Origin of the sequence: Neisseria sp. S1 (assembly GCF_048060015.1) — a bacterium.
GTDB classification, from domain to species: domain Bacteria; phylum Pseudomonadota; class Gammaproteobacteria; order Burkholderiales; family Neisseriaceae; genus Neisseria; species Neisseria arctica.
This window is the reverse complement of sequence record NZ_JBLUPI010000003.1, coordinates 198,564-224,003: the sequence shown is the minus strand read 5'-3', so window position 1 is coordinate 224,003 and position 25,440 is coordinate 198,564. Positions and strand designations below refer to the sequence as shown.

The following is a 25,440-nucleotide window of genomic DNA, read 5'->3' as shown; positions in this document are numbered from 1 at the left end:
ACACTTACACTACACCATAATTGCAGCTATACGATTCTAAACAAGCAGGAGTATTCTCATGGCCAACCATATTAAAATAGGTATTGTAGGCGCTACCGGCTATACAGGAGTTGAGTTACTCCGCCTACTTGCCTCTCATCCCAAAGCCGAAGTAACAGCCGTAACCAGCCGCAGTGAAGCCGGGATAGCGATTTCTGACTACTTCCCCAGCCTACGCGGAACCTACGATCTAAAATTTCTTTTACCAGAAGAGGCATCTTTAGAACAATGCAACGTGGTTTTCTTCGCCACACCCCATGGCGTAGCTATGCGAGATGCCCCTGCACTACTAGAGCGAGGAGTAAAAGTAATTGATTTATCAGCTGACTTTAGGCTAAAAGATATCCCCACATGGGAACAATGGTACGGAATGCCCTTCACCGCAGCTGATACGCTAAAAGAAGCTGTTTACGGCTTATGCGAACTTAATCGCGAGCAAATCCAACATGCCCGGCTAGTTGCCAATCCGGGCTGCTATCCTACCTGTGTTTCACTCCCCTTGATTCCTCTACTGAAAAACCACCTGATCAATACAGATATGCCTTTAATTGCAGATTGTAAGTCAGGCGTATCAGGAGCAGGCCGTAAAGCAAGCATCGGTACTTTATTCTGTGAAGCAGCAGATAATTTCAAAGCCTATGGCGTTACTGGCCATCGCCACCTACCGGAAATAAAACAAACTATCAGCACCCTGCAAAACGGAGCAGAAAAAGGCTTTGTATTTGTTCCTCATCTCACACCATTAATTAGAGGTATGCAGGCTACCCAATATATCTACTTAAATGATGATGTCGATCCTTATTCGATATTATGTGATTTTTATCACAACAGCCCATTCATTGATATTATGCCGCCAGGTAGCAGCCCCGAAACACGCACAGTTCGAGGAGCCAACGTATGCCGTATTAGCATTCAAAAAGCTCCCGAAAGTGATCTATGGATCATCCTGTCTGTCATTGATAACTTGGTCAAAGGAGCAGCAGGCCAAGCCATACAAAATATGAACATCATGTTTAACTTTCCAGAAACCTTTGGCTTGGACCTGCCGCCTTTATTGCCATAAACTCAACCGAATTTCCCTATACCAAAATAAATACTAAGATACTTATTAAAAAGCCTGTATATCAGTCTATTAGCCTTAATTCACATCTGATAAACTTAGGCCGTCTGAATTTCAGACGGCCTAAGCCTAATGCGACACACCAATTCAAAGTTTAAGGCTCGTGAACTACTGCAGCAGCCATACCCTCTTCATCTAGATTTCCATAATATACTTCCCACTGACGAGCCGCATCCAAAACATCACATTGCCGAGCATAAACCACCTGCTTGTGACTCATAACGTGCCAAGCTAAATTATTTAGCGTTTCACAGCGTAAATCCGAAAAGGACACCTCTGCCGATTGGGCTGTTGAGTTCCCTGCAAAAAATCCCATAAAAACCAGGGAAAGAAAAACAACAAAAACCAACATACGCAACTTTCTTACTTTCACCATGACCCTCCCAAAACTTTAATTTTTCTTAATAATAGTAAGAAAAAACTAAAATTTCAACTTTTTTTATCTTTTTTTAAATAAAAACTAAACAATAATCTTGAATTATAATAAAAAATAAATTAATATTTACATAATTGAAACTTATTTTAAATCGAAGCCATGGTTAGAGATATAAAGCTCTCTACCACTTCTCTGTACTAGAAAGCTTACAACATGAACTCTTTTAAAGAACGATTGGCATATCTCTGGCAAGATGAAGCCAAACAAGCAAAAATCGCCGCAGATATAGATATGACAATTGCAGGCTTTAGCCGCATTTGGAATGAAGGGGGACTTCCCAAGGCAGAAACATTAAAAAAAATCAAACAACTTAAAGGTTGTAGTATTGACTGGCTTCTTACGGGGGAAGGAGAGCCTTTCCCAAACAAACGAACCAGTACAGCAATCGCATATGATACATTGGGCAATCCAGTAGATATGGATGAATTTATCTTTGTGCCAAGGTATAATATCCAAGCTGCTGCAGGACACGGACAACTGGTAGGTAATGAAAAGCCTGAATTTTCTATGGCATTCAGACGCTACTGGATAGAAAACTATATTACCCGTGATATTAAAAATCTATCCGTTATCTCAGTCAAAGGGGATTCCATGGAAGGAGTTCTGAATGACGGGGACTCGATTCTCATCAACCACTCGGAAACCATACCCCGCGACGGCTTATATGTATTAAGAATTAATGAAAACCTTCTTGTAAAACGCCTACAGCTTATGCCGGGTGGTATCATTAACGTCATATCTGCAAATGATGCCTACCCAACTTTTGAAATACATTTGAGTCAGATAAATGATGAAATTGCCATTATCGGGCGGGTAGAATGGTTTGGCCGCAATATTTGAGGCTTGCCTAGTAAGTTACATATGCCGTATGTAAATTTCCAAAAATAAACTTGAAACATCCATACAGAACCCTATTTATCAATCAGCAACGAAATATTTCTCAAACTGAGAATACACCACTTAATCAACGAGGAATCACATCATGTCTGAAGAAAATCCGATTACCTTTACAGACAGCTGCTGTAACAAAGTAGCAGACCTTATCGCAGAAGAAAATAACCCAGACCTAAAATTACGGGTTTTTGTAAATGGAGGTGGTTGTTCAGGCTTCCAATACGGATTCACATTTGACGAAATCAAAAATGAAGATGATTTCGAAATAACTAAAAATGGCCTTACTTTCTTAGTTGATCCTATGAGTTACCAGTATTTGATCGGTGCTGAAATTGATTACACCGAAAGTCTTCAAGGTTCTCAATTTGTGATCCGAAATCCAAATGCAACCACTATATGCGGATGCGGGTCATCTTTTTCCGTTTAGATTAAAATTAACCGACATCATTTGTATCCATAGAGGGGCCTCTTAAAAGGCTCCTTATTACTTCATAAGTTTAAATGTTTATCTTATAATTGCTGCAAGAATCACCCAACTATCAGCAAGCAGTAGCTTTCTAAAATTATTTAAATAAAATACCGTTTATCTTAAAAATTAGCCACTAATATCTAATTTAAATTAACTGCCGTGCTTTATAATACTCTAATTTAAACTAATGTGATACTATTAAGAACCTATAGCATACACACACTTTCCCTTTTATCTGCTTAACGAAATTAAATCAAAATGAATAAGCAACAGCCTCTTTATGATGTCTATGTTTCTTATCCCCCAAATATAGATCAAAATAAAATCAATGCTTGTATCCGAGACAACCTTTCGGATTCTGAAGCAGAAGAACTTATCAAAGGCCTTGCAGAGAAAAAGCAAGTCATTATTGCCGAATGGTGTACTCGTGACGAATGGGAAAATGCTCAACAATATTTTAGTTACTTGGGCTTGGATGTTATCACTCGGCAATCCCTAGAATTAGAACAGAACCACACTGAAGAGCTGCATACTATTGGTAATGAAACACGTATTGATTGCCCGGTTTGCCATACTTTAATTGAAAATATTGAACATACTGACGAATGCCCAACATGCAGTCTGCTATTGAAAACAGCCTCAGAAAGCACTATTCAACATAAACGTATCGAATGGCAAGAGCGTATCGCCTTCGAGTCACTGAAGCAACAAGAAATTGCTTATAAATTAGAACAACAAAAACAAGAAGAAGAAGCCCGTCTTAGAAAACAGATTCGTGCAGAATTAGAAAAGAAATTACGTCAAGAATTAGATGATAAAAAACTATCGCAATTAAAATCCTCACATAAAAATTCAAATTTAATTATTATATTAGGCTGCCTTTTAGCAATTTTGCTGATTGGTGTAGGGTATATTATTGCAAAAATTTTATAACCTCTCTTATGTTATTGAGACGGTATCAAATTATATAGAAATTAAATCTTTAGATACCCTCCAAAGTTCTCTTAATCATTTTCGTTGTTATATTAGATATATTCATAAGCCCCTATTCTAAATAATTTTCTCCAGAATCACTATTGCTCAATCCTACAAGAGAGAAAAATACTATTCACCTTCTAACTATCACTCTATCTCATCATTCACCAAATTCTTAACATAAAACTTGATTTAAAAATATTTAACATTAAATATCAAATATTTATCTCAAAATGATACTTACAATATTTTAAGATAGAAGCTCTAATTTTTTTCTACTAGTTAAAAATTAATTTTTAAAATATAAATAAGCTGCGTTATTTGGATTTTGAAAATTCAATCTCATAATAACGCAGCTTATGACACAAATAGGGCAATCCTATTTAAATCAAATAAATTTTACTAAAAAATATTTTTACTCTACCTTATCCCGACGACGCAATAACGTAATCAGATTGCAGATACGCTGCTTCATTTCACGACGATCGACAATTTGGTCTATCGCACCTTTTTCCAATAGAAACTCAGCCCGCTGAAAGCCTTCAGGAAGGGTCTCACGTACTGTTTGCTCAATCACACGAGGGCCGGCGAAACCAATTAAAGCATTTGGCTCAGCCAATACAATATCGCCTAAAAAAGCAAAACTGGCAGATACCCCTCCCATTGTAGGATCAGTCAATACCGAAATAAAAGGTAAGCCCTTTTCGCTCAAAAGATGCAGTGATGCACTGGTTTTCGTCATCTGCATTAATGAGTTCAACCCCTCCTGCATACGGGCTCCGCCTGATGCCGCCACACAAATGAAACTACAGTTATCAGCAACAGCACGACGCACACCTTGTACAAAACGCTCTCCGACAACAGAACCCATTGACCCACCAATAAAACGGAACTCAAATGCCGCCACAACCACAGGCAAGCCATTCATAGTACCTTTCATAACAACCAATGCATCTTCTTCACCGGTTAATTTACGTGCTGCCGAAAGGCGGTCTGGGTATTTTTTGCTGTCTTTAAATTTAAGCATGTCTACCGGTTTTACATTAGAACCGATTTCTTCACGGCCATTTTCATCCAACAGCAAATTTAACCGCTCTCTGGCATTTAATGCATTGTGGTGCCCACATTTTGGGCATACTTGGGCATTTTGTTGCAAATCAGTAGAGTAAAGCGTAGCCGAACAAGAAGGACATTTGCTCCATAGTCCTTCCGGCACTACAGAGGTGCTTTTATCCTCTCTCTTAATTTTAGGAGGCAGAATTTTATCTAACCAGCTCATGGATTGCTCCTTAATTTGAGTTTTAGCCGTCTGAAAAATCACAGACGGTGTATTTTATTTCTGGTAATTCCGTGAGAATCAACGGATAGCATTTTTTAATTCATTTACCAATCTGCCGACAGCTTCCGCTTCACTGCCTGCATGATCTTCTATTTCTTTTACAATACGGCTGCCCACGATAACGGCATCAGCAACAATACTGATTTTGTACGCACTGTCGGCGTTATTGATGCCGAATCCCACACCGATAGGTAGTGTTGTATATTTACGTAAAAGCTCAATTTTACGCGAAACGGCTTCAGTATCCAACTGTGCCGAACCTGTTACGCCTTTAAGAGATACATAGTAAATAAAGCCACTTGCCAACTCAGCAATTGTTTGAATGCGCGCCTCTGTCGTTGTAGGTGCAATTAAAAAAATACTGTCTATCCCATTTCGCTTCAAGGCCCCATGTAAAGGGCCTATAGTTTCCACCGGCGAATCAACAGTCAATACGCCATCTACTCCCACTTCTGCCGCAGCTTGTGCAAAAACCTCATAACCCATTTTGTGTATCGGGTTGAGATAGCCCATCAATACAATCGGAGTTTCTTGATTAGAACGGCGAAATTCGCCTACTATTTCCAATACAGTTTTCAACGATATTCCATTGGCTAAAGCACGTTCTGCCGCACGTTGTATAACCGGTCCGTCTGCCATAGGATCAGAAAAAGGCACGCCCAATTCAATAATATCGGCACCGTTTGCCACCATGCTATGCATTAATTGTAAAGTGGTGGAACTATCCGGGTCGCCCACGGTTATATAAGGGATAAGTGCTTTGGAACCATTTAGGACTTTGAAGGTAGACTGTATTCTGCTCATCGGTATGCTCTTTATTATTCAGATGGCCTGCAACAATTTCTGCCGCCACTTTTACAAGCGTACTAGTATAGCATTGCTTTCAAAGCGCCTGAATGATAATTTTAAGAAGGTAAAAAGCCGTTTGACCTATTTCCTATAATTTAATACTTAACATACAACATTCTATGTTACCAGCTTAATGATTGGTTTGGTCCTTCATCATTCCATATATGATATGCAAACTATCTTTAAACCGGTTCTTCATCCCCCAACCATCTATGGATATTCATTCTGCAATCCCGATTGTCGGAACCTCCGGCGAACTCACCGAACAAATGATGCTTCGTGCATCAGGCTTACCTCCTCGTTATGGTAATCGTATCAAAGTATTGCTTAATTGCTCTGAAAATTTTACCGAATGGGAGGCGGCACTGCTGGAAGCTAAAGAATCCATTTGTATTGAAATGTATATCTTTGCCCCAGATAGTTTCGGTAAACGCCTACGTGATATTTTGCTAACTAAGCTTGCAGAAGGTATACATGTAGCCTTGGTATATGACTGGCTGGGAAGCTTGAATGCCCACCTTCGAGGTTTTTTCAAACCGCTGAAGGCAGCTGGAGCCGAAATCCGCTCCTATAACCCTCCCAAATGGACTAGCGGTGTCGGCATTTTCTCGAGAAATCATCGCAAATCCATCATAATTGATGAACAAATTGCATTCGTTAGTGGCCTATGTATTTCAAATGCTTGGAAAGGCAAACCAGAAAAAGGGATAGAAGCTTGGCGAGACACTGGCCTCAGGCTCGAAGGCCCCATTGTGCAAGATATATTGGATGCATTCGAAGATACCCTTATCGCTGCCGGCGGCACACCTCTGAAGCTTAAGCGCTATGCCCGCGAAGATACCCCTCCTGCCGGTAGTGTACGTGCGCGTGTTTTGGCAACCACTCCTGAAAATATCAATACCCTACGTTTCGATTTAAATGTTATCGGGCTGTCCAGCCAAAACCTATGGATTACCGATGCATATTTTATGCCGACACGAATGTACGTACAGACTTTAATTAACGCGGCCAAGGCCGGAGTTGATGTACGCATTTTGGTCCCACGGACATCTGATATCAAATGGATAGGCACTGTATCACGCACACAATACCGGCCATTGCTCGAAGCGGGTGTACGCGTATTCGAATGGAACGGCACGATGATTCATGCGAAATGTGCCTTAATTGACGGTCAATGGGCACGTGTGGGTAGCACCAATTTGAATATGTCTAGCTGGTATGTAAACCGCGAGCTGGATATATCGATAGAAGATTCTTCTACGGTTTATTTACTAGAACGCATTTTCTTAAACGATCTCAACCATGCAACAGAAGTTATCCTTAATGAAGGAGCACATACCGAATTTAAAGAAGCACGGCGTAAAAAATTCAAACTCATGCAGCGGGGCCGCACAAAAGCCGTTATGCGCCAGGCCATACAGCTCAGCCATGCGTTTGATATCGGCTTTTCCGGCACCCGATTAGTAGACGAATCAGAAGCATGGGCCTTTCTTACCATCGGTATTACCATCCTCCTACTGGCGGTTACAATATATTTCATACCGCAAATCATTATTTGGCCGCTGCTGCTGTTACTTATTATCGGAGGCAGCGGTACTGCACTACATGCAATCAAACAATTACGGAAATTCAAACAAAACAAACACCGCTGAGCACAAAAAAATGCCGCTTGAATTATCTTGATACGCAATTGCCCTTCTTTCGCTTAAGCTATTACCAAAATAAAAAATAATTAATAAAACAAACGGTAAAGTCAGGAAAGGAAGGCAATATGCGTATTAGCGTTATCATAACGGCGGCTCTTCTTGTCGGCGGCATATACTACATACAAAACAATCCCCACATTGAAGCAAAACTGCATCAATTTTTCAGCTATGAGCATTTGCTCACGCCAAAATTCGACAAAATGCCGAAATAATGAAATGATGCCGTCTGAAAGTTTTTCAGACGGCATCATTTCATTAGGCTAGAAGTTTTACCGTATCAGTTTTAAAATTTATCCAAACATATTTTTGATGCCGGATAATTCAAATATTAATCAAAATAAATTAGCCGACAGCATACAGTAAAACCTCTACATTTTCGGAACACATCATCATGAGCATTCCCCAACTCTCTCCGACAGAACTTAAACAATGGCTTGATGACGGCCGAAAAATCATTCTGCTGGATGTGCGTGAAGACGAAGAAGTCGCTTTCTGCGCCCTACCCGGCCACACGCATATCCCGATGAATATGCTTCCCCTACGCCAAAACGAATTACCTGACGGGCTTCCTATCGTAGTTTACTGTCACCACGGCATGAGAAGCCTTTATAGCGCTATGTATCTTGCCGAGGCAGGATTCGAATCACTATACAACCTGCAAGGCGGAATAGATGCATGGTCTCAACAGGTTGATCCGACTACCCCTCGTTATTAATCAAACACATTCAGACGACCCTCCCTTTCCACTCCCCAAAGTACTTTCAGGCCGTCTGAAACCCGGCTAATCCTAGCGCTGATAAAGAAGTAGATCTAAATGCCAATCAAAAGTCCAACTATGTAACAACCAAGCCAATCGCGCTAAAATAACCGTTTTATATCAAACCGACTTTTCTTATGAGCCAGCACCTTTATATCGGTATCATGTCCGGCACCAGCATGGACGGTGTAGATGCCGTCCTTATCCGCACCAACGGCAGCCAATGGCAATGCGCCGAAGGCCACGCTTTCCTGCCTTATTCAGATACTCTCAAACAAGAACTACTGGCTCTGCAACACAACGGCTACGACGAACTCCACCGCAGCCGTTTGCTGGCACAAAAGCTGTCCCGCCTCTATGCCGACACCGTTGAGCTGCTGCTTGAACAACAAAAGCTCTCTCCAACCGATATACGCGCCGTCGGCTGCCACGGCCAAACTATCCGCCACGCGCCCGAATATAGATACAGTATCCAACTCGCAGATTGGGCTTTATTAGCCGAGCTTTGCCAAATCAGTGTAATAGGCGACTTCCGTAGTCGCGATTTAGCTGCCGGAGGGCAAGGAGCACCCTTAGTACCCGCATTTCACCGCGCCTTATTTGCCTCACCTGACGAAACGCGTGCCGTTTTAAATATCGGCGGTATCGCCAATATCAGCATCCTACCTCCCCAAACACCTGAATTCGGCTTCGACACCGGCCCCGGTAATATGTTGATGGACGCATGGGTCCAACATCAATGGCACCAAGCCTATGACAAAAATGGAGAAAAAGCTGCCCAAGGCACAATATTACCCGAGCTTCTCGATTGCCTGATGCAACATCCTTATTTCCAATTAACACCGCCTAAAAGTACCGGGCGTGACTTATTTTCATTAGAATGGCTGATGCCGAAAATTCAAAAGGATGCAAACGCACATGATGTTTTGCGCACTCTATTGGAATACACCGCACTCACCATACACAACGCTCTTACCCGTTTTTCCCCCCAAGCCCGTAATATTTATTTGTGCGGCGGAGGTATTCAAAATGATATGCTGGTTAAACGGCTACAAACCTTAGGTGACTCAGCCGAATTCAACTACCACAGCACTGAAGCACTTAATCTCAATCCACAATGGGTAGAGGCTGCCGCATTCGGCTGGTTAGCCTCGCGCTGGTACGATCAACTACCCGGCAACCCCGCTAATGCCACCGGAGCATCAGGACCGCGTATTCTCGGTGCCTGCTACCCGGCCTAAAACGAAACCAAATAGCAGCCAAAAACTCAAATAACACCATCAGCTGCAAAATCATAAACGAAATGTGCAAATATTCTTCTAATATTTCCGGTTTCCCCACATATAGGCCGTCTGAAAATACAATCACCCGAATTCAGACGAACTACAGGAAAACCAATACCAATAAAGATAATCTGCAATTTAAAACACCATCGGACAATACATCGTTTTTATTTTGAATAGCTATACTATATAATTTAAAGATTTTGGCCTTTATCCCAAGAAAGGCTTTCAACAAACCGCACCGTCCAAAAACCTTTCAGACGGCCTACGCTACCCGACAAACAGAAAATACTGAAAAGAATACAACTTTCAAAGAGGCAATAGAAAAAACAAGGCTACGGTTATTACCGGCTCTATTTGTGAATGCTCTTGATATGACAACTTATGGCTACCAAACCCTCTAAAAAAAACCATCCCGCATCCAATACCAAAACTGTTAAAAAACAGGCCGCGACGCCACCGCGCAAACCTAAAGGCGTTGTGAAGAATACGACGAAGCGTCCGGCTCGTTCCGCACATGCCGTCAAACTGATAAACGACACTTTATGGCTTTTGGGATTGGCCGTAACCGTTTATATAGCCCTTGCTCTCGCCAGTTTTACCATGACTGATCCTGCATGGTCGCGCAGTGTGCCCGCTACAGAACAAGTGCGCAATCTCGGCGGGCTCTTCGGTGCATACTTGGCCGATGTCGGCTACTATTTATTCGGCTTATCGTTTTGGTGGTGGGTAATTGCCGCCAGTATTTATCTGTATAAAAACTTCCGCCTGATACAAACCGAAGAAAGCAAACCCTACAATACTGCCGTAGCCTTTACCGGTTTACTGATCCTGCTGATTTGCAGCCCCGTATTAGAAGTTTTCGCCTTCCAAGAACGTTTAGAAAACACCCTGCCCGTAGGTGCAGGCGGCTTAATCGGTACATTTGCCGCCCAAGGTATGAGCTGGCTATTGGGCACTTCAGGCAGCCTTCTCATTTTACTTGTTATCCTTCTTCTCGCATTATCGCTGGTCGCACAAATTTCATGGCTTGATATTCTTGAAAAAACCGGTGCCAAACTTGAGTGGCTATGGATGAAACTGACCCGCAAGCAAGAAAAATTTATCAAAGATTTACCAGATGCCAAAACCACCCGCCGCATGGTACGCGAAGCCAAAAACATCACTGCCGAACCGCTAGAAACAATCGAAGGCACCACAAGCAACCGCAAAACCGTATCGGTATCCGTTGCACCTCCTCCCACTCCTGTCCAAGCTCCTCTCTTTGATGAAAAAGGCCAAGCCGCCGAACCGTTGCCGCAAGGAGAATACAGCAAGCCCTCACTAGGTTTGTTGCGCCAACCTCAAGGCGAAGCCCCTGTTATCAATCCTGAAGTGTTACAGCAGACTGCGGAACGCATCGAGGCTAAACTTGCCGAATTCGGCATTAGCGTTCAAGTTGTTTCCGCCACAGCCGGTCCTGTTATCACCCGTTTCGAAATCGAGCCTGCCCAAGGCGTTAAAGGCAGCCAAATTGTTGGCCTATCCAAAGACTTGGCCCGTTCGATGTCCTTACAAGCCGTACGCATCGTTGAAACCATTGCCGGTAAAAATACGATGGGTATCGAACTACCAAACGAACGCCGCCAAGACGTTATGCTGAGCGAAATACTCTCATCACCGGTTTTTACCGAAGCCAAATCCAAGCTAACCGTCGCCCTTGGAAAAGATATAGCCGGCATTCCGGTTGTAGGTGACTTAGCCAAAATGCCGCACCTTTTGGTAGCAGGTATGACAGGATCGGGGAAGTCCGTTGGCGTAAACGGCATGATTATGTCGATGCTGTTCAAAGCCACACCCGAAGAAGTCCGCTTCATCATGATCGATCCCAAAATGCTTGAACTTAGCATTTACGACGGCATTCCCCACCTGCTTTGCCCTGTGGTTACCGATATGCGTGAAGCAGGCCAGGCACTCAACTGGTGTGTAGCCGAAATGGAAAAGCGCTATCGGCTCCTTTCGCATGCCGGTGTGCGCAATCTGGAAGGATTTAATAAAAAAGTACGCGAAGCCAAAGAGGCCGGCAAACCGTTACTCAACCCCTTCAGCCTGAATCCTGACAATCCAGAACCGCTTGAAGCCCTACCGATGATTGTCGTTGTTATCGACGAATTGGCAGACTTAATGATGACCGAGCGCAAATCTGTCGAACAACAAATCGCCCGTCTTGCCCAAAAAGCACGCGCTGCAGGCATCCACATGATAGTCGCAACCCAACGACCCAGCGTAGATGTCGTTACCGGCCTGATTAAAGCCAATATTCCCACACGCATGGCCTTTACCGTACAAAGTAAGATTGACAGCCGCACCATTCTCGATCAAATGGGGGCGGAAGAATTACTGAAATACGGTGATTTATTATTCCTCCAACCCGGCAATGCAGAACCGACACGCTTGCAAGGCGCATTTGTATCCGATGACGAAGTCCATCAAATCGTTGCCCATATCAAGCGTCAAGCCCCGGCCAATTATATTGATGGCATACTGACGGGCGAGGCCGCATTGGAAACTACTAATGTTGTCAATCCCAATGCCAACAGTGACGAACTATTTGATCAAGCAGTAGCTTTCGTATTGGAATCTCGTAAAACTTCTATTTCTTCTCTGCAACGCCAACTTCGTATCGGCTACAACCGCGCTGCTAATCTGATGCAGGCACTCGAAGATGCAGGTGTCGTTTCTCCCGCTGATGTCGGTGGTAGCCGCCGTATTCTTGCACAGAAGGATAACTTGTAAAAACCTATTCCAATCAGGACATTAACCAAATCATTGCTGTAAACAACAAATGCCGTCTGAAAACTTTTCAGACGGCATTACATTTACATATCTAAAAAATTCTAGATCTAAGCATCAGTAAAGAATCTTTTTTACTTGATGCGGTTGCAAAACCCAAACAACTAACTCTGCAAAATAAAGCCGTTCCCAAGCCCGCCTATACTATTGCCTTGCAATAAACCGAGGGCTTTACCTTCCGCCAGCTCAAAGAGTATTTCAGTAGCACCGCAGCCTACCACGAGTGATACAACAAGGTATTTGCCTATTGAAAACAACTTTTCTTTTTCGTTAGGGCGGTACTTAACCATAATTTATCTACCTGCAGGATAACAGCTAAATGCAGTCTCATCTTCCATTTGAAGGCTTAAGAGCTTATTTGTTGGCTTGGCATTTTTAATTTGGCAGTGGTTGGGCGGCACTTTGGGGATATTTTTCCAAGGCACTTGAACGATCCCACAATATACCTCTCCTTAATTAATTTGATAGGATTGGATCAAATGCTATCGGATATAAAATCAGCAGTGAAAAATATAAAAATCAGCTGAACGCCGTATCTTTATTTAATCTTGCGGATGTTACCGGATGATATAGAGTGTAAAAAAACAGCCCAAAAATTGGACTGTTTTCTTTTAATGGTGCCGACAATGAGACTTGAACTCATACGACCTAGGGTCACTACCCCCTCAAGATAGCGTGTCTACCAATTCCACCATGTCGGCATATACTTAAATTTTAGTCTTACTGCTGAGGTTGAGAACTTGCTACAGCAGGAGCCTGTTGTACTGGCTGAACATTTGCCGGCTGACTTTGCTGCACATTAGTAAAATCCAAACCATGCGAAGTTGAATTACTATAAATGTAAACCATTGCCATGCAGCTTGCAAAGAATACAGTTGCTGCAATCGCAGTACTTCGGCTTAAAAAGTTTGCATTACCACTTGAACCAAACACACCTTGTGCGCTACCGCTGCCAGAGCCGAAGGTTGCACCGGCATCAGCACCCTTACCTTGCTGCATCAATACCAAAATGATCACAGATAAGGCTGCAAAGATGTTGATAATCCAAATAATGGTTTTAAATGCTTCCATAAATTTCTACGATTCTTGTGCGGCATTGATGATTGAAGTAAATGAATCATATGCCAAAGATGCGCCGCCAACCAAAGCGCCATCCACATAGGGTACGGCAAAAATATCGGTGGCGTTATTGGCATTCACACTACCGCCGTAAAGAACGCGAATCTTAGCATCATTACCGTGCATTGACAAGATCTGTTCATAAATAAATTGATGCATTTCTGCAATCTGCTCTACCGTAGCCACTTTACCGGTACCAATTGCCCATACCGGTTCATAAGCTACTGCTATGTGCTTAGTATCCAAACCTTCCAAAACACTCAATTGATGGGCAATCACTTCTTTCTCTTTACCGGCCTCCCGCTCTTCCAAGCTCTCACCTACGCATAACAGCGGAAGTAAGCCGACATTCAATACATTTTCGATTTTCTGACGTTGTATTTCATTTTTTTCACCGAAATACAAACTTCTCTCAGAATGGCCGATTAATACGATATCAACACCAATATCAGCCATCATTTCGGCAGATACTTCCCCTGTGTAAGCACCATTGCCCGCAAAGCGGCTGACGTCTTGAGCACAAGTCAAAATCCGGTTATTCAGCACTATTTGCATAGCATTATGCAGTTGCAGCAAATAAACAGTTGGCGCTGCCAAGCCGATACATACCCGGTCAACTTGAGGCAAAATACGGAAACGGTGCATCAAGGCATTATTGTTCTGTAAACGGCCGTTCATTTTCCAATTGCCGATAACCCATTTTTGATTCCACAAACTTTCCATAACAAATATCCCAAATGACCTTGGCGCACTTTATATAAAAAATAGTAGCTAAGAAAATAAATCACACACGCACATATAATAATTCGCTATCCAACACAAACAAGTGTTACAAACGATAAACATTAATGACTAGCTTTATTTTCCAACTATATTTTTAAAGAATTACAGCTGATTTTAATGTAGGCAAGTGTAGTAAATTATGAATAAATTAGCAATACTGTTGCGGTATCTATGATATTTGCTCCGAGTTAAAAGCTGCAAGCATGCAATATCCCCTTCTCTGCCTATATTTGCTTGACCCGAAACACTGAAACAGTAACAATTATACCGCTTTGATTTCCAGTTATTCCAAACCTTTAAACCATGCATGAAATCCATCTTACCCACGGCAACAAAGAAGCTATTTACCAACAGTTATTACCACAAATCGAAAGCCTGATCAGCGAAGAGCTGAGCTTGATTGCCAATTTGGCCAATATTGCTGCGGTTTTAAAAACAGCCTTCGACTGGCTCTGGGTAGGTTTTTACCTAGAAGACGCACAACGGCATGAGCTTGTACTGGGCCCGTTCCAAGGCCCTGTGGCATGTACGCGCATCCCGTATGGTCGTGGGGTATGCGGGCAAGCGTGGGCTGGCCGAAAAACCATTGTTGTCAGTGATGTTAATGCCTACCCCGATCATATTGCCTGCTCCTCCCTTTCCCAATCGGAAATTGTCGTCCCTATTTTTGATATGCAACATGACAGCCTAATCGCCGTATTGGATGTTGATGCCGACACTCTAAACCGATTCGATGATACCGACTCCGCCTACCTCGGCAAATTAGCTGCACTGATTGCCCAACAGCACAGCAAAAGCGAAACAACCGATACTATTAAAGCAGACGTAAAACCATTATAATCGCGCATAACCTATAAAACACCCGAATAACACAATATAGCGGAGCAAAAAATGAATTTCGAAAAAGCACGTTTCAATATGGTAGAACAACAAATCCGTCCATGGGACGTGTTGGACTTCGACATTTTAGATGCCTTGAGTGAGATTCCCCGTGAAGCCTTTGTGAGCGAATCCCACAAGCCCTATGCTTATTCGGACACGGCTCTCCCTTTACCCAACGGCGGCAGTATGCTTGAGCCTAAAATCGTTGCACGTATGATCCAAGGTTTGGATTTGACATCGCTGGACAAAGTTTTGGAGGTCGGCACCGGTTCGGGCTACGCTACCGCTGTTTTACGCAAAATGGCAGGAGAGGTTGTTACGATTGACATCGACGCCGAACAACAAGCCCGCGCCAAAGAAGTGTTAGATGGATTAGCGTTGAACAATATTACCTATCAAATCGGTGACGGCCTAAGCGGAGAAGCAGGCGGTTCGCCATTTGATGCCATTTATATCGGTGGCGCGGTTAATAGTGTACCCGAAATCTTAAAACAACAATTAAAAGACGGTGGCCGAATGGTAGTCGTTACAGGCGATGCCCCCGTGCAACGAGCCCGCCTGATTGTTCGTAAAGGTGATAAATTTACCGAAGCCACTTTATTTGATACTTTGATTCCGAAATTATCAAGTAAAACTGACGCTCCGGCAGATAAATTCAGTTTTTAAGCCTGAGCCTAAACAAAATACCAAAGCAAATTTAAGAGGCCGTCTGAAAATTTTCAGACGGCCTTTTCGTTAAATAACAGTTATCCAGCCTATATACTTAAACTGATTTCAGGCCCAATTACCACATACGCAAGTCGCGTCACCAAATCTCAGACTATAATGGCTACTTACACCCACTATATAAAAATCAAAGATTATGGAACAACTATACAGCTTTAGCGCACAAGATTCTTCAGGGCAAACCATCAACATGACGGACTATGAAGGCAAGGTTTTGCTGATCGTTAACACTGCTACACGCTGCGGTTTAACGCCGCAATACCAGGAATTACAAGCACTATATAGCCGCTATACAGACCAAGGTTTTGAAATTCTAGACTTCCCCTGCAACCAATTTCGCACGCAAGCACCCGAATCAAGCAAAGAAATCGTACAAATATGCCAAACAAAATTCGGCACTGAATTCAAAATATTCGACAAAATCGAAGTAAACGGCCCCGATACACACCCCATTTATCATTACCTGAAATCTCAGCAGCCTCAAGATAAAGGCGGTCTAAAATTTAAAGACGTGTTGCTCAAGCTGGCTGCATTGGGAGCAAAGCGAGAAAACGGCGATATCAAATGGAACTTCACCAAATTCCTAGTTAATCGCCAAGGCGATGTTGTGGCTCGTTTCGCTCCCAGCATGCCCCCAAGTAAAATTGCACCACACATAGAGGCACTGCTATAACACAACTATCCTGCATATCCCTTCAGTCATCTGAAATTTATGAGAAATAAAATTTTCAGACGGCATAACCATCTCCTATTTTGAACCAAACCTTATTGAAATAATTTTTAAACAAATACACCTATAACTCAACCTACCTGATACCCAGCAGCCTACCATCCCAGCTCGATTCTTGATTAACATAGCTCTCTAAAAATAGCGATTGTTTGCTATAATCGGCTTTCAGGCAGCTGTTATTCAAGGCCGTCTGAAAGTCCTACTATATTTAGCCGTACCTGTCTGAAACCCTAACCATGCGCATGAAAATCGTGTGCATCATTAGTGTTTTAGCGGTACGGCATCAACCGAAAGGAACAATTATGTTCAATAAACACGTAAAAACCTTCCAATACGGTAACCAAACCGTTACCTTGGAAACCGGCGAAATTGCACGCCAAGCCGCATCAGCGGTTAAAGTATCAATGGGCGATACCGTTGTTTTGGTTGCCGTAACCGCCGCAAAAGAAGTCAAAGCCGGACAAGATTTCTTCCCGCTTACCGTTGATTATCTCGAGCGCACCTATGCAGCCGGCAAAATCCCCGGTGGTTTCTTCAAACGAGAAGGCAAGCAAAGCGAAAAAGAAATCCTGACCAGCCGCCTGATCGATCGCCCCATTCGCCCGTTGTTCCCCGAAGGTTTCTACCACGATATCCAAATTGTTGCTATGGTAGTTTCCGTTGATCCGGAAATCGATTCAGACATCCCTGCGATGATTGGCGCATCTGCCGCTCTGGTATTGAGCGGCGTCCCCTTTGCCGGGCCTATTGGTGCCGCACGTGTAGGCTATATCAACGACCAATATGTGCTAAATCCGACTAAAGCCCAATTAACCCAATCCAAAATGGACTTAGTCGTGGCCGGCACACAAAAAGCCGTTCTGATGGTGGAATCGGAGGCGCAAGAATTATCTGAAAGCGTCATGCTCGGTGCCGTTGTTTTCGGTCACGAACAAATGCAGGCAGCCATCACCGCCATTAATGAATTGGCAGATGAAGTCAATCCTGAAGTATGGGATTGGAAAGCTCCGGAAACCAATGAAGCTTTGGTTAGCCAAATCCGTGAAATTGCCGGCAATGCTATTAGTGAGGCATTTAAAATCCGCCAAAAACAAGCCCGCAGCACCAAGCTGGATGAAGCATGGAGTGCCGTAAAAGAAGCATTGATTACCGAAGAAACCGACACTCTGACGGCAAATCAAATCAAAGGCATCTTTAAACAATTAGAAGCCGACGTAGTACGCAGTCAAATTCTTGACGGCCAACCCCGTATTGACGGCCGCGATACCCGCACCGTACGTCCGATTAATATCCAAACCAACGTATTGCCACGCACCCACGGTTCCGCCCTGTTTACCCGCGGCGAAACCCAAGCGTTGGCAATCGCAACACTAGGCACATCGCGTGACGAGCAAATTATCGATGCCTTAAGCGGCGAATATACCGACCGCTTCATGCTGCACTACAACTTTCCGCCCTACTCAACCGGTGAAGTAGGTCGCATGGGAGCGCCAAAACGCCGCGAAATCGGACATGGCCGCTTGGCAAAACGTGCATTGGTTGCAGTACTGCCCTCACCCGAAGAATTCAGCTACACCATGCGCGTTGTATCAGAGATTACCGAATCTAACGGCTCTTCATCGATGGCTTCCGTGTGCGGCGGCTGCCTGAGCTTGCTGTCAGCCGGCGTACCACTGAAGGCTCATGTAGCCGGTATCGCCATGGGCTTGATTTTAGAAGGTAACAAATTCGCCGTATTAACCGATATTCTCGGTGATGAAGACCACCTCGGCGATATGGATTTCAAAGTAGCCGGCACAACCAATGGTGTCACTGCCCTACAAATGGATATTAAAATCCAAGGCATTACCAAAGAAATCATGCAAATTGCTTTGGAACAAGCCAAAGAAGCACGCTTCCATATTCTCGGCCAAATGAAAGAAGCAGTAGAAGGCCCTCAAGAGCTGTCGCAACACGCTCCCCGTCTGTTTACAATGAAGATCAACCAAGACAAGATTCGCGATGTCATCGGCAAAGGCGGTGAAACCATCCGTGCTCTAACAGCCGAAACCGGCACCGAGATCAACATTGCAGAAGATGGTACGATTACCATTGCTGCCACCACACAAGAAGCGGGAGATGCGGCAAAACGACGCATTGAAGCTATCACTGCCGAAGTAGAAGTTGGCAAAGTATATGAAGGTACCGTAGTTAAACTTCTGGATAACAACGTTGGCGCCATCGTCTCTATTATGCCAGGTAAAGATGGTTTGGTACACATCAGCCAAATTGCACATGAACGCGTGAAAAACGTAAGCGATTATCTTCAAGTAGGCCAAACCGTTCAAGTGAAAGCTTTGGAAGTGGACGATCGCGGTCGTGTACGCCTATCTATGAAGGCTTTGATTGAAGCTCCAGAACGGGAAGAGCGTAAACCTGAAGCAGAATAAATCCTGCCACGGCCTGTTATAAGACCTATCACAACAGGATCATACCAAAGTAAACTGCACTACCGGACAATCCGATAGTGCAGTTTTTATATCTACAACCGCCCGGTACACTGACTCCCAACCCCATTTCCCAACAAGATCAACTGATCATCAAGCTCACTATTTATCTTCTTAAACCTGATTCAGAACTGCTTATTTGCTAATTAATCTACAACAAGTTTTCATGTAAGAAAAAGCCACTCTTTTATCTTGAAAAGTAATTTGATGCCGCTTCCCTACGAAGATTTCATAAGTTTGCTACTGCACCAATCAACTAGCACTCACTATATTTTCTCATCATTTCTTATACATATATGATCTTCACAAAAATCTCATCAGGCTGATTTGAATAAAATTTCATCATTTGAAATAATTAGGGAGCCTTAAACAATATCCGCTATTGAAATATATTTTTTCAGACGGCCTGAATCCACCATTAATCAATAGCCATATACTTTATTACAAAAGCATAAATCAACTAATCTACTTTGCTTCCAGACCTTTTTCAGAAATATCTTATCTCTATCTACATATCAAGAACCAAAGGCACTATTATTATGACTACCCCAAAGCAGATACATTCTCCACTCTTTAAATAGTAATGCTAATCCAGTACACCCTTCCCTCATACTACACAACAACACTACAATCCGAGCAGTATATTTCAACTTAATACAAAAAGAGCCTGCAAAGCAGGCTCTTTTTTAAGACTAACCGTATAGATTAGAATTTGTGGCGCAGACCAACCAAACCAGCAGTAGTTTGGGTTTTGTCTTTACCGCTACCAGCTTTCAACCAACCGGCAGAAACCATAGCAGTAGTGCGTTTAGAGAAGTCGTAATCGGCACCCAAAACAACTTGGTCGTATTTAGTACCTTTTTGAGTACCATCTTTAGTTTTCACGTCAAAACCATGAGCATAAGATACACGAGGAGTTACATTACCGAAGCGGTAAGCAGCAGTAGCGGCAACTTCGTGGGTTTTCACACCAGCGCTCTTATCGGCTTTAGCATTATCTACTTTGTATTCTTTATCAGACAAAGCAGCATCATAGCTTTCTGCGCTATCCCAACCGTTAGTGTATTGGTAACCCAAAGCAGCAAACAGGTTGTTAGCATCGTAACCAGCTTCTACACGGTGAGCTTGACCAGATTTGCTCTTACCGTCAGTAGTTACATAAGCTGATTTTTTGTAACCTACGCCGTATTGAGCGAAGAAACCAGCATTTTCATAGTTCAAACCACCGTAGTAGCTTGAAGTATCGCTAGCATTGTCAGCGCGACCAGTAGTTTCACCTGCACCACGTACGATGGCCTTATTGTCACGAGGAGCATATTGTACGTTAGCACTGAAACCAGCAAATACAGGTGAATCGTAACGTACAGATGTTACACGCTTACCAGTGCGAGTGAACATACCCAAGCCCAAAGCATTGTTGCTGTATTCCCAAGGATCAACAGTACCCATATCGTTCAATTGAGTGCTCAATTTACCGGCACGGATTTTACCGAAGTTGCCTTCCAAGCCGATGAATGAATCACGTGCAGCCCACTCACCGCCGCCAGCAACAGAAACATTGTTTTCAACTTGCCAAATAGCGTTCAGACCAGAACCCAAGTGCTCGTGACCTTTGAAACCGATGCGAGAACCTAAGTCGGTCAGTGCAGTAGTGGTGTCGTTTTTAGTTTCAACACCAGCTTTAGTAGTTTTAGTTTGAGCAACCTCAACACCGGCTTTGATTTGGCCGTACAGGATAACGTCAGCAGAAGCTGCTACAGGCAAAGCTGCCAGAGTCAAAGCAATCAGGGTTTTTTTCATTGCTGTATTCCTTTTCTAGTTTTAAGAAAACAAACTTAAATGGGGTGTATGAAATCCATCCAAGCTTTTGCATTCATCGCAACGTTAGCGATTTCATGTCTGCTAATATAATTGCTTCGTTGTAAAAAAACAAACTTTATCACCAGTTACCGTCCTATCGGACTCCGAAAAGTGTAGGGTTTAACCTACACTTTTTTATAAAATCCATAAAAATCAAAATATTGAAAAAATAACAAGACATATGTGCAGGTTTACAACACTTAATCGGATTTGTTGCAATTTTGTTAAGAGGGATCTGATTTAGAGCTTTCTAATATCTGTTGAAAGCACTAAATTAGACCGATTTCAAAGGCTTAAATAGGGTAATTTTGCAGTATTTTAATGATTGTTTATATCTGTATCATTTGCTTAGGCATTTAATGCAATTAGCATAAAAAGAAGATTTTCTCTTTCTTAATTTAATAACTCTCCACCCAATCTTGATGTATTTACAATAGTTACAAAATTAAAAACCATCTTCTTATGTGCGCATTTTATGAAAAATAAAAAGGCCATCTGAAAATTCAGACGGCCTTTCCTATACTTAAAATACAGTATTTATGAATTAGTTTTTATCCAAATCAACTAATTTATTTTGAGCAATCCATGGCATCATGCCGCGCAACTGTTTACCTACCACCTCGATCGGATGTTCGGCATTAATGCGGCGGCGAGCCGTCATAGCAGGATAATTTGTCGCACCCTCTTGGATAAACATTTTTGCGTATTCGCCGGTTTGAATACGTTTCAAAGCCTTACGCATGGCATCTTTGGTTGCAGCAGTCACCACCTCGGGGCCGGTTACATATTCGCCGTATTCCGCATTATTGGAAATAGAATAGTTCATATTTGCAATGCCGCCCTCATACATCAGATCTACAATCAATTTCAGCTCATGCAAGCATTCAAAATAAGCCATTTCGGGTGCGTAACCGGCTTCAACCAAGGTTTCGAAACCGCATTTTACTAGCTCCACTGCGCCACCGCACAATACGGCTTGCTCACCGAACAAATCGGTTTCGGTTTCTTCACGGAAGTTGGTTTCGATTACACCACCTTTAGTTCCGCCGTTAGCGGCTGCGTAAGACAAGGCGATATCACGGGCTTTGCCTGATTTGTCTTGGTAAACGGCAATCAAAGTCGGAACACCGCCGCCTTTTTTGTACTCACTGCGCACAGTGTGACCCGGCCCTTTGGGGGCAATCATGATAACGTCTAAGTCTTCACGAGGTACGATTTGGTTGTAATGCACGTTAAAGCCATGTGCAAACGCCAATACGGCACCTTGTTTCAAATTGGCTTCAATCTCATTTTTGTAAACGAACGGCTGATTTTCATCCGGCAGCAAGATCATCACTACGTCGGCTGCTTTGGTTGCCTCGGCAACGCTCAATACTTTGTGACCCGCTGCCTCGGCTTTTTTCCATGAGCTGCCCGGACGTAGACCAATCACTACATTGACACCCGAATCTTTCAGATTCGCTGCATGCGCATGTCCTTGAGAGCCGTAACCGATAATGGCAACGGTTTTACCTTTAATCAGGGAGAGGTCTGCATCTTTATCGTAAAATACTTGCATGTTTACATTCCTTATGAATGATGGATGAGGGATTATCCGGTTTATTTTTAAATCGGTAGGCTGGGTATATCACCTTCACCTACCTCTTACTATTTCAAAACTTCAATACCAACAAATAATATACTTATATATAAGTATACGGTTGTTAATTTTTCAGACGGCCTAAATCTACTTTTAAAGTTTTAAAGCCGTCTGAAAACATCAGACTTTTAAAATCCGTTCACCGCGCCCAATACCTGCGGCCCCGGTACGAACGGTTTCGAGAATCAGGCTTTTATTGATGGTTTCTAAAAACGCATCAAGTTTATCGCTTGTACCCGTTACTTCAACCGTATAACTTTTATCAGTAACATCTACTATATGCCCCCGATAAATTTCGGCCAACCGTAATATTTCATCACGGTCTTTACCTACTGCACGGATTTTCACCAACATCAGCTCGCGCTCGACAAAACGGCTTTCATTCAAATCAACTACTTTCACCACTTCAATCAGTTTATTGAGCTGTTTGGTTATCTGCTCTATCACGGCATCATCGCCGTGAGTAACAATAGTCATGCGGGAGAGTGTTTTATCTTCGGTAGCTGCAACAGAAAGTGAATCGATATTATAGTCGCGGGCAGAAAACAATCCGACCACCCTGCTCATCGCACCCGATTCGTTTTCCAATAGGATAGATAAGATGTGTCTCATGGTACGCTCCTTGTATCGTAATCACGATCGTTTACATCGTTTACATCACTATCTTGCGGTGTTTCACGCATATGCGGCGGCAGTACCATTTCATCTAAGCCTTTACCGTTACCTACCATCGGGAAAACATTTTGTTTTTTATCGGTAATGAAATCCATGAATACGAAACGATCTTTTAGTGCCAATGCCTCTCGCAATGCACCTTCTACATCCGAAGCTTTTTCTATACGCATACCTACATGACCATAGGCTTCGGCCAATTTGACAAAATCGGGAAGAGAATCGAAATAGGTTTCTGATTCACGATTACTGTAATAAAGCTCCTGCCATTGGCGCACCATTCCCAAGTAACCGTTATTCAAGCAAATGGTTTTAATAGGCAGCTTGTATTGCAAGCAAGTAGAAAGCTCTTGGATATTCATCTGAATAGAACCTTCGCCGGTAATACAGCAAACATCTTTGCTCGGATCTGCAAGATAAGCCCCCATTGCGTAAGGCAAACCTACTCCCATCGTACCCAAACCGCCTGAATTCAACCATTGGCGCGGCCGGATAAACGGGTAATATTGCGCAGTAAACATTTGATGTTGGCCGACATCCGAGGTGATAATGGCTTCGTTATTGGTTACCTCCGCCAATGTTTGTATCACCATTTGCGGCAATATGATATCTCCCTCCATCTGAGGAATGCGCAAACAGTCACGACTGCGCCAAGATTCGACCGTTTCCCACCATTTACCCAGCAGCGCCTCATTAAATGACAGCTCCTGCTTTTTCCAAATACCGATCATTTCACGCAAAACATTTTTCACGTCTCCCACAATCGGAATGTCGGCTTTCACACGTTTGGAAATGCTTGAAGGATCGATATCTATATGAATGATTTTTTTAGGCTTCTCCGTAAACTTTGCCGGCACTGATACTACACGGTCATCAAACCGCGCACCTACTGCCAATACGATATCCGCATTATGCATAGCAAGGTTGGCCTCATAGGTACCGTGCATGCCGAGCATGCCGAGAAACTGTTTGTTTGTAGAAGGATAAGCTCCCAAACCCATCAGCGTACCGGTACAAGGTGCTCCCGTAAGCTGCACGAACTCCACCAACTCTTCTGAAGCATTACCTAACACAGCACCGCCGCCGAAATAAATAAGCGGACGCTTGGCGGCAGCCAACATTTGAATGGCTTTTTTAATCTGACCAGTATGACCGTGAGTAACCGGTTGGTAAGAGCGGATAAAAATATCTTCCTGCGGATAACTGAATTTTGCCATTGCCTGGGTGACATCTTTGGCAATATCAATTACTACCGGCCCCGGCCGCCCCGTTTTAGCAATTTGAAACGCTTTTTTAACCGTTTCCGCCAATTCGTGGATACTGGTTACCAAAAAGTTATGTTTCACACACGGACGTGACACACCGATCATATCAATTTCTTGAAAGGCATCCGAACCGATAGCAGGCGTTCCTACCTGACCGGAAATCACCACAAGCGGAATCGAATCCGCATAAGCAGTAGCAATACCGGTAATCGCATTAGTAGCGCCGGGACCTGAAGTAACCAATGCCACACCAACCTTTCCGCTGGTTCGTGCATAAGCATCGGCGGCATGTACCGCTGCCTGTTCATGGCGTACTAAAATATGCTGGAATTTATTAAGTTGGAAAAGCGCGTCGTAAATTTCAAGAACTGCGCCGCCGGGATAACCGAAAACGTATTCAACGCCCTCGGCCTTGAGACTTTGCACAAGGATTTGCGCACCTGATAATTGCATGGCTACCTCTTTTGTGTTGCGCGTAAACCAATAGGAACCGCCGGTTTCGCCACCGCACCTGTAATGCTATTTTCACAGGCAGCGATTTAGGGTACGCGCACTGCAAAAATCCGGCGACAACCAAGC

At 43.3% G+C, this 25,440-nt stretch carries 23 protein-coding genes and 1 tRNA gene; 12 read left to right on the top strand and 12 right to left on the bottom strand.

Going from position 1 to position 25,440, the window contains the following annotated elements; translation table 11 throughout:
* The first annotated feature begins 58 nt into the window (after positions 1-58).
* A complete protein-coding gene (argC, locus tag ACEPPX_RS03820) occupies positions 59-1,102 on the top strand; it encodes an N-acetyl-gamma-glutamyl-phosphate reductase (RefSeq protein ID WP_416623002.1) in 1,044 nt (347 codons plus the stop codon).
* Between the two features lie 151 nt (positions 1,103-1,253).
* On the opposite strand, the gene ACEPPX_RS03815 is transcribed toward argC, so the two are convergent.
* On the bottom strand, positions 1,254-1,379 hold the full coding sequence (locus ACEPPX_RS03815; RefSeq protein ID WP_416623001.1) for a hypothetical protein: 126 nt from the start codon (positions 1,377-1,379) through the stop codon (positions 1,254-1,256).
* 369 nt (positions 1,380-1,748) lie between these two features.
* Here ACEPPX_RS03815 and ACEPPX_RS03810 point away from each other — a divergent pair, with 369 nt between their 5' ends.
* From ACEPPX_RS03810 to ACEPPX_RS03800, 3 genes are all read left to right on the top strand, one after another.
* Positions 1,749-2,435: a S24 family peptidase gene (locus ACEPPX_RS03810; RefSeq protein ID WP_416623000.1), complete on the top strand. Its 687-nt coding sequence runs from the start codon at positions 1,749-1,751 to the stop codon at positions 2,433-2,435.
* A gap of 142 nt (positions 2,436-2,577) precedes the next feature.
* Positions 2,578-2,916, top strand: a complete 339-nt coding sequence (gene erpA / locus ACEPPX_RS03805) for an iron-sulfur cluster insertion protein ErpA (protein WP_416622999.1) — start codon at positions 2,578-2,580, stop codon at positions 2,914-2,916.
* Between the two features lie 300 nt (positions 2,917-3,216).
* A complete protein-coding gene (locus tag ACEPPX_RS03800) occupies positions 3,217-3,891 on the top strand; it encodes a hypothetical protein (protein WP_047761870.1) in 675 nt (224 codons plus the stop codon).
* A gap of 457 nt (positions 3,892-4,348) precedes the next feature.
* Here the strand turns inward: ACEPPX_RS03800 and accD are convergent, their stop codons facing one another.
* Positions 4,349-5,212, bottom strand: a complete 864-nt coding sequence (gene accD, locus ACEPPX_RS03795) for an acetyl-CoA carboxylase, carboxyltransferase subunit beta (RefSeq protein ID WP_047761869.1) — start codon at positions 5,210-5,212, stop codon at positions 4,349-4,351.
* Between the two features lie 78 nt (positions 5,213-5,290).
* Positions 5,291-6,076: a tryptophan synthase subunit alpha gene (trpA, locus tag ACEPPX_RS03790; protein ID WP_416622998.1), complete on the bottom strand. Its 786-nt coding sequence runs from the start codon at positions 6,074-6,076 to the stop codon at positions 5,291-5,293.
* A 257-nt stretch (positions 6,077-6,333) separates the two neighbouring features.
* On the opposite strand from trpA, the gene ACEPPX_RS03785 reads away from it, so the two are divergent.
* Complete coding sequence (locus ACEPPX_RS03785; protein ID WP_416622997.1) at positions 6,334-7,773, top strand: phospholipase D-like domain-containing protein; 1,440 nt, start codon at positions 6,334-6,336, stop codon at positions 7,771-7,773.
* A gap of 101 nt (positions 7,774-7,874) precedes the next feature.
* Here ACEPPX_RS03785 and ACEPPX_RS03780 read toward each other — a convergent pair whose 3' ends face one another.
* Positions 7,875-8,078, bottom strand: a complete 204-nt coding sequence (locus tag ACEPPX_RS03780; RefSeq protein WP_047761866.1) for a hypothetical protein — start codon at positions 8,076-8,078, stop codon at positions 7,875-7,877.
* 140 nt (positions 8,079-8,218) lie between these two features.
* On the opposite strand from ACEPPX_RS03780, the gene ACEPPX_RS03775 reads away from it, so the two are divergent.
* The 3 genes from ACEPPX_RS03775 (at position 8,219) to ACEPPX_RS03765 (ending at position 12,642) form a co-directional block, all read left to right on the top strand.
* Entirely contained in the window at positions 8,219-8,542 is a 324-nt protein-coding gene (locus ACEPPX_RS03775) for a rhodanese-like domain-containing protein (protein ID WP_416622996.1), read from the top strand.
* A 179-nt stretch (positions 8,543-8,721) separates the two neighbouring features.
* On the top strand, positions 8,722-9,825 hold the full coding sequence (locus tag ACEPPX_RS03770) for an anhydro-N-acetylmuramic acid kinase (protein ID WP_416622995.1): 1,104 nt from the start codon (positions 8,722-8,724) through the stop codon (positions 9,823-9,825).
* A gap of 426 nt (positions 9,826-10,251) precedes the next feature.
* Positions 10,252-12,642, top strand: a complete 2,391-nt coding sequence (locus ACEPPX_RS03765; RefSeq protein WP_416622994.1) for a DNA translocase FtsK — start codon at positions 10,252-10,254, stop codon at positions 12,640-12,642.
* A 161-nt stretch (positions 12,643-12,803) separates the two neighbouring features.
* Here the strand turns inward: ACEPPX_RS03765 and ACEPPX_RS03760 are convergent, their stop codons facing one another.
* The 4 genes from ACEPPX_RS03760 to tpiA form a co-directional block, all read right to left on the bottom strand.
* A complete protein-coding gene (locus tag ACEPPX_RS03760; protein WP_416622993.1) occupies positions 12,804-12,989 on the bottom strand; it encodes a hypothetical protein in 186 nt (61 codons plus the stop codon).
* Positions 12,990-13,314: 325 nt separating this feature from the next.
* Positions 13,315-13,400 (bottom strand) — tRNA-Leu (locus tag ACEPPX_RS03755).
* 19 nt (positions 13,401-13,419) lie between these two features.
* A complete protein-coding gene (gene secG / locus ACEPPX_RS03750; RefSeq protein WP_047761862.1) occupies positions 13,420-13,770 on the bottom strand; it encodes a preprotein translocase subunit SecG in 351 nt (116 codons plus the stop codon).
* 6 nt (positions 13,771-13,776) lie between these two features.
* The gene (gene tpiA / locus ACEPPX_RS03745; RefSeq protein WP_047761861.1) at positions 13,777-14,541 is read right to left on the bottom strand and encodes a triose-phosphate isomerase; all 765 of its coding nucleotides are present in this window, start codon (positions 14,539-14,541) and stop codon (positions 13,777-13,779) included.
* A 363-nt stretch (positions 14,542-14,904) separates the two neighbouring features.
* Between tpiA and ACEPPX_RS03740 the strand changes: the two genes are divergently transcribed.
* The 4 genes from ACEPPX_RS03740 (at position 14,905) to pnp (ending at position 19,368) form a co-directional block, all read left to right on the top strand.
* Positions 14,905-15,441 (top strand): GAF domain-containing protein, encoded by a 537-nt coding sequence (locus ACEPPX_RS03740; RefSeq protein WP_416622992.1) that lies wholly within the window; start codon positions 14,905-14,907, stop codon positions 15,439-15,441.
* A gap of 51 nt (positions 15,442-15,492) precedes the next feature.
* The gene (locus ACEPPX_RS03735) at positions 15,493-16,149 is read left to right on the top strand and encodes a protein-L-isoaspartate O-methyltransferase family protein (RefSeq protein WP_416622991.1); all 657 of its coding nucleotides are present in this window, start codon (positions 15,493-15,495) and stop codon (positions 16,147-16,149) included.
* A 196-nt stretch (positions 16,150-16,345) separates the two neighbouring features.
* Entirely contained in the window at positions 16,346-16,882 is a 537-nt protein-coding gene (locus ACEPPX_RS03730) for a glutathione peroxidase (protein WP_416622990.1), read from the top strand.
* Between the two features lie 359 nt (positions 16,883-17,241).
* Entirely contained in the window at positions 17,242-19,368 is a 2,127-nt protein-coding gene (pnp, locus tag ACEPPX_RS03725) for a polyribonucleotide nucleotidyltransferase (protein WP_416622989.1), read from the top strand.
* 762 nt (positions 19,369-20,130) lie between these two features.
* Here pnp and porB read toward each other — a convergent pair.
* The 4 genes from porB to ilvB all read right to left on the bottom strand — a co-directional run bounded on the left by porB (position 20,131) and on the right by ilvB (position 25,314).
* Complete coding sequence (gene porB / locus ACEPPX_RS03720; RefSeq protein WP_416622988.1) at positions 20,131-21,225, bottom strand: trimeric porin PorB; 1,095 nt, start codon at positions 21,223-21,225, stop codon at positions 20,131-20,133.
* 604 nt (positions 21,226-21,829) lie between these two features.
* A complete protein-coding gene (gene ilvC, locus ACEPPX_RS03715) occupies positions 21,830-22,843 on the bottom strand; it encodes a ketol-acid reductoisomerase (RefSeq protein WP_416622987.1) in 1,014 nt (337 codons plus the stop codon).
* A gap of 201 nt (positions 22,844-23,044) precedes the next feature.
* Positions 23,045-23,536 carry an acetolactate synthase small subunit gene (ilvN, locus tag ACEPPX_RS03710; protein WP_047761376.1) on the bottom strand — a complete coding sequence of 164 codons (492 nt, stop codon included), beginning with the start codon at positions 23,534-23,536 and terminating at the stop codon, positions 23,045-23,047.
* Positions 23,533-25,314, bottom strand: coding sequence for a biosynthetic-type acetolactate synthase large subunit (ilvB, locus tag ACEPPX_RS03705; protein ID WP_416622986.1), 1,782 nt, complete (start codon positions 25,312-25,314; stop codon positions 23,533-23,535). Before ilvB ends, ilvN begins: the two co-directional genes overlap by 4 nt.
* Positions 25,315-25,440: the final 126 nt, after the last annotated feature.

Bases quoted from the DNA above. Each gene is read 5' to 3' on its own strand.
- ilvC (WP_416622987.1), bottom strand. From the start codon at position 22,843: ATGCAAGTATTTTACGATAAAGATGCAGACCTCTCCCTGATTAAAGGT.
- erpA (WP_416622999.1), top strand. From the start codon at position 2,578: ATGTCTGAAGAAAATCCGATTACCTTTACAGACAGCTGCTGTAACAAA.
- accD (WP_047761869.1), bottom strand. From the start codon at position 5,212: ATGAGCTGGTTAGATAAAATTCTGCCTCCTAAAATTAAGAGAGAGGAT.
- ACEPPX_RS03785 (WP_416622997.1), top strand. From the start codon at position 6,334: ATGGATATTCATTCTGCAATCCCGATTGTCGGAACCTCCGGCGAACTC.
- ACEPPX_RS03735 (WP_416622991.1), top strand. From the start codon at position 15,493: ATGAATTTCGAAAAAGCACGTTTCAATATGGTAGAACAACAAATCCGT.
- ACEPPX_RS03730 (WP_416622990.1), top strand. From the start codon at position 16,346: ATGGAACAACTATACAGCTTTAGCGCACAAGATTCTTCAGGGCAAACC.
- ACEPPX_RS03740 (WP_416622992.1), top strand. From the start codon at position 14,905: ATGCATGAAATCCATCTTACCCACGGCAACAAAGAAGCTATTTACCAA.
- ACEPPX_RS03780 (WP_047761866.1), bottom strand. From the start codon at position 8,078: ATGATGCCGTCTGAAAAACTTTCAGACGGCATCATTTCATTATTTCGG.
- pnp (WP_416622989.1), top strand. From the start codon at position 17,242: ATGTTCAATAAACACGTAAAAACCTTCCAATACGGTAACCAAACCGTT.
- ACEPPX_RS03775 (WP_416622996.1), top strand. From the start codon at position 8,219: ATGAGCATTCCCCAACTCTCTCCGACAGAACTTAAACAATGGCTTGAT.
- tpiA (WP_047761861.1), bottom strand. From the start codon at position 14,541: ATGGAAAGTTTGTGGAATCAAAAATGGGTTATCGGCAATTGGAAAATG.
- ACEPPX_RS03760 (WP_416622993.1), bottom strand. From the start codon at position 12,989: ATGGTTAAGTACCGCCCTAACGAAAAAGAAAAGTTGTTTTCAATAGGC.
- ACEPPX_RS03815 (WP_416623001.1), bottom strand. From the start codon at position 1,379: ATGAGTCACAAGCAGGTGGTTTATGCTCGGCAATGTGATGTTTTGGAT.
- ilvB (WP_416622986.1), bottom strand. From the start codon at position 25,314: ATGCAATTATCAGGTGCGCAAATCCTTGTGCAAAGTCTCAAGGCCGAG.
- secG (WP_047761862.1), bottom strand. From the start codon at position 13,770: ATGGAAGCATTTAAAACCATTATTTGGATTATCAACATCTTTGCAGCC.
- trpA (WP_416622998.1), bottom strand. From the start codon at position 6,076: ATGAGCAGAATACAGTCTACCTTCAAAGTCCTAAATGGTTCCAAAGCA.
- argC (WP_416623002.1), top strand. From the start codon at position 59: ATGGCCAACCATATTAAAATAGGTATTGTAGGCGCTACCGGCTATACA.
- ACEPPX_RS03765 (WP_416622994.1), top strand. From the start codon at position 10,252: ATGGCTACCAAACCCTCTAAAAAAAACCATCCCGCATCCAATACCAAA.
- ACEPPX_RS03800 (WP_047761870.1), top strand. From the start codon at position 3,217: ATGAATAAGCAACAGCCTCTTTATGATGTCTATGTTTCTTATCCCCCA.
- ilvN (WP_047761376.1), bottom strand. From the start codon at position 23,536: ATGAGACACATCTTATCTATCCTATTGGAAAACGAATCGGGTGCGATG.
- porB (WP_416622988.1), bottom strand. From the start codon at position 21,225: ATGAAAAAAACCCTGATTGCTTTGACTCTGGCAGCTTTGCCTGTAGCA.
- ACEPPX_RS03770 (WP_416622995.1), top strand. From the start codon at position 8,722: ATGAGCCAGCACCTTTATATCGGTATCATGTCCGGCACCAGCATGGAC.
- ACEPPX_RS03810 (WP_416623000.1), top strand. From the start codon at position 1,749: ATGAACTCTTTTAAAGAACGATTGGCATATCTCTGGCAAGATGAAGCC.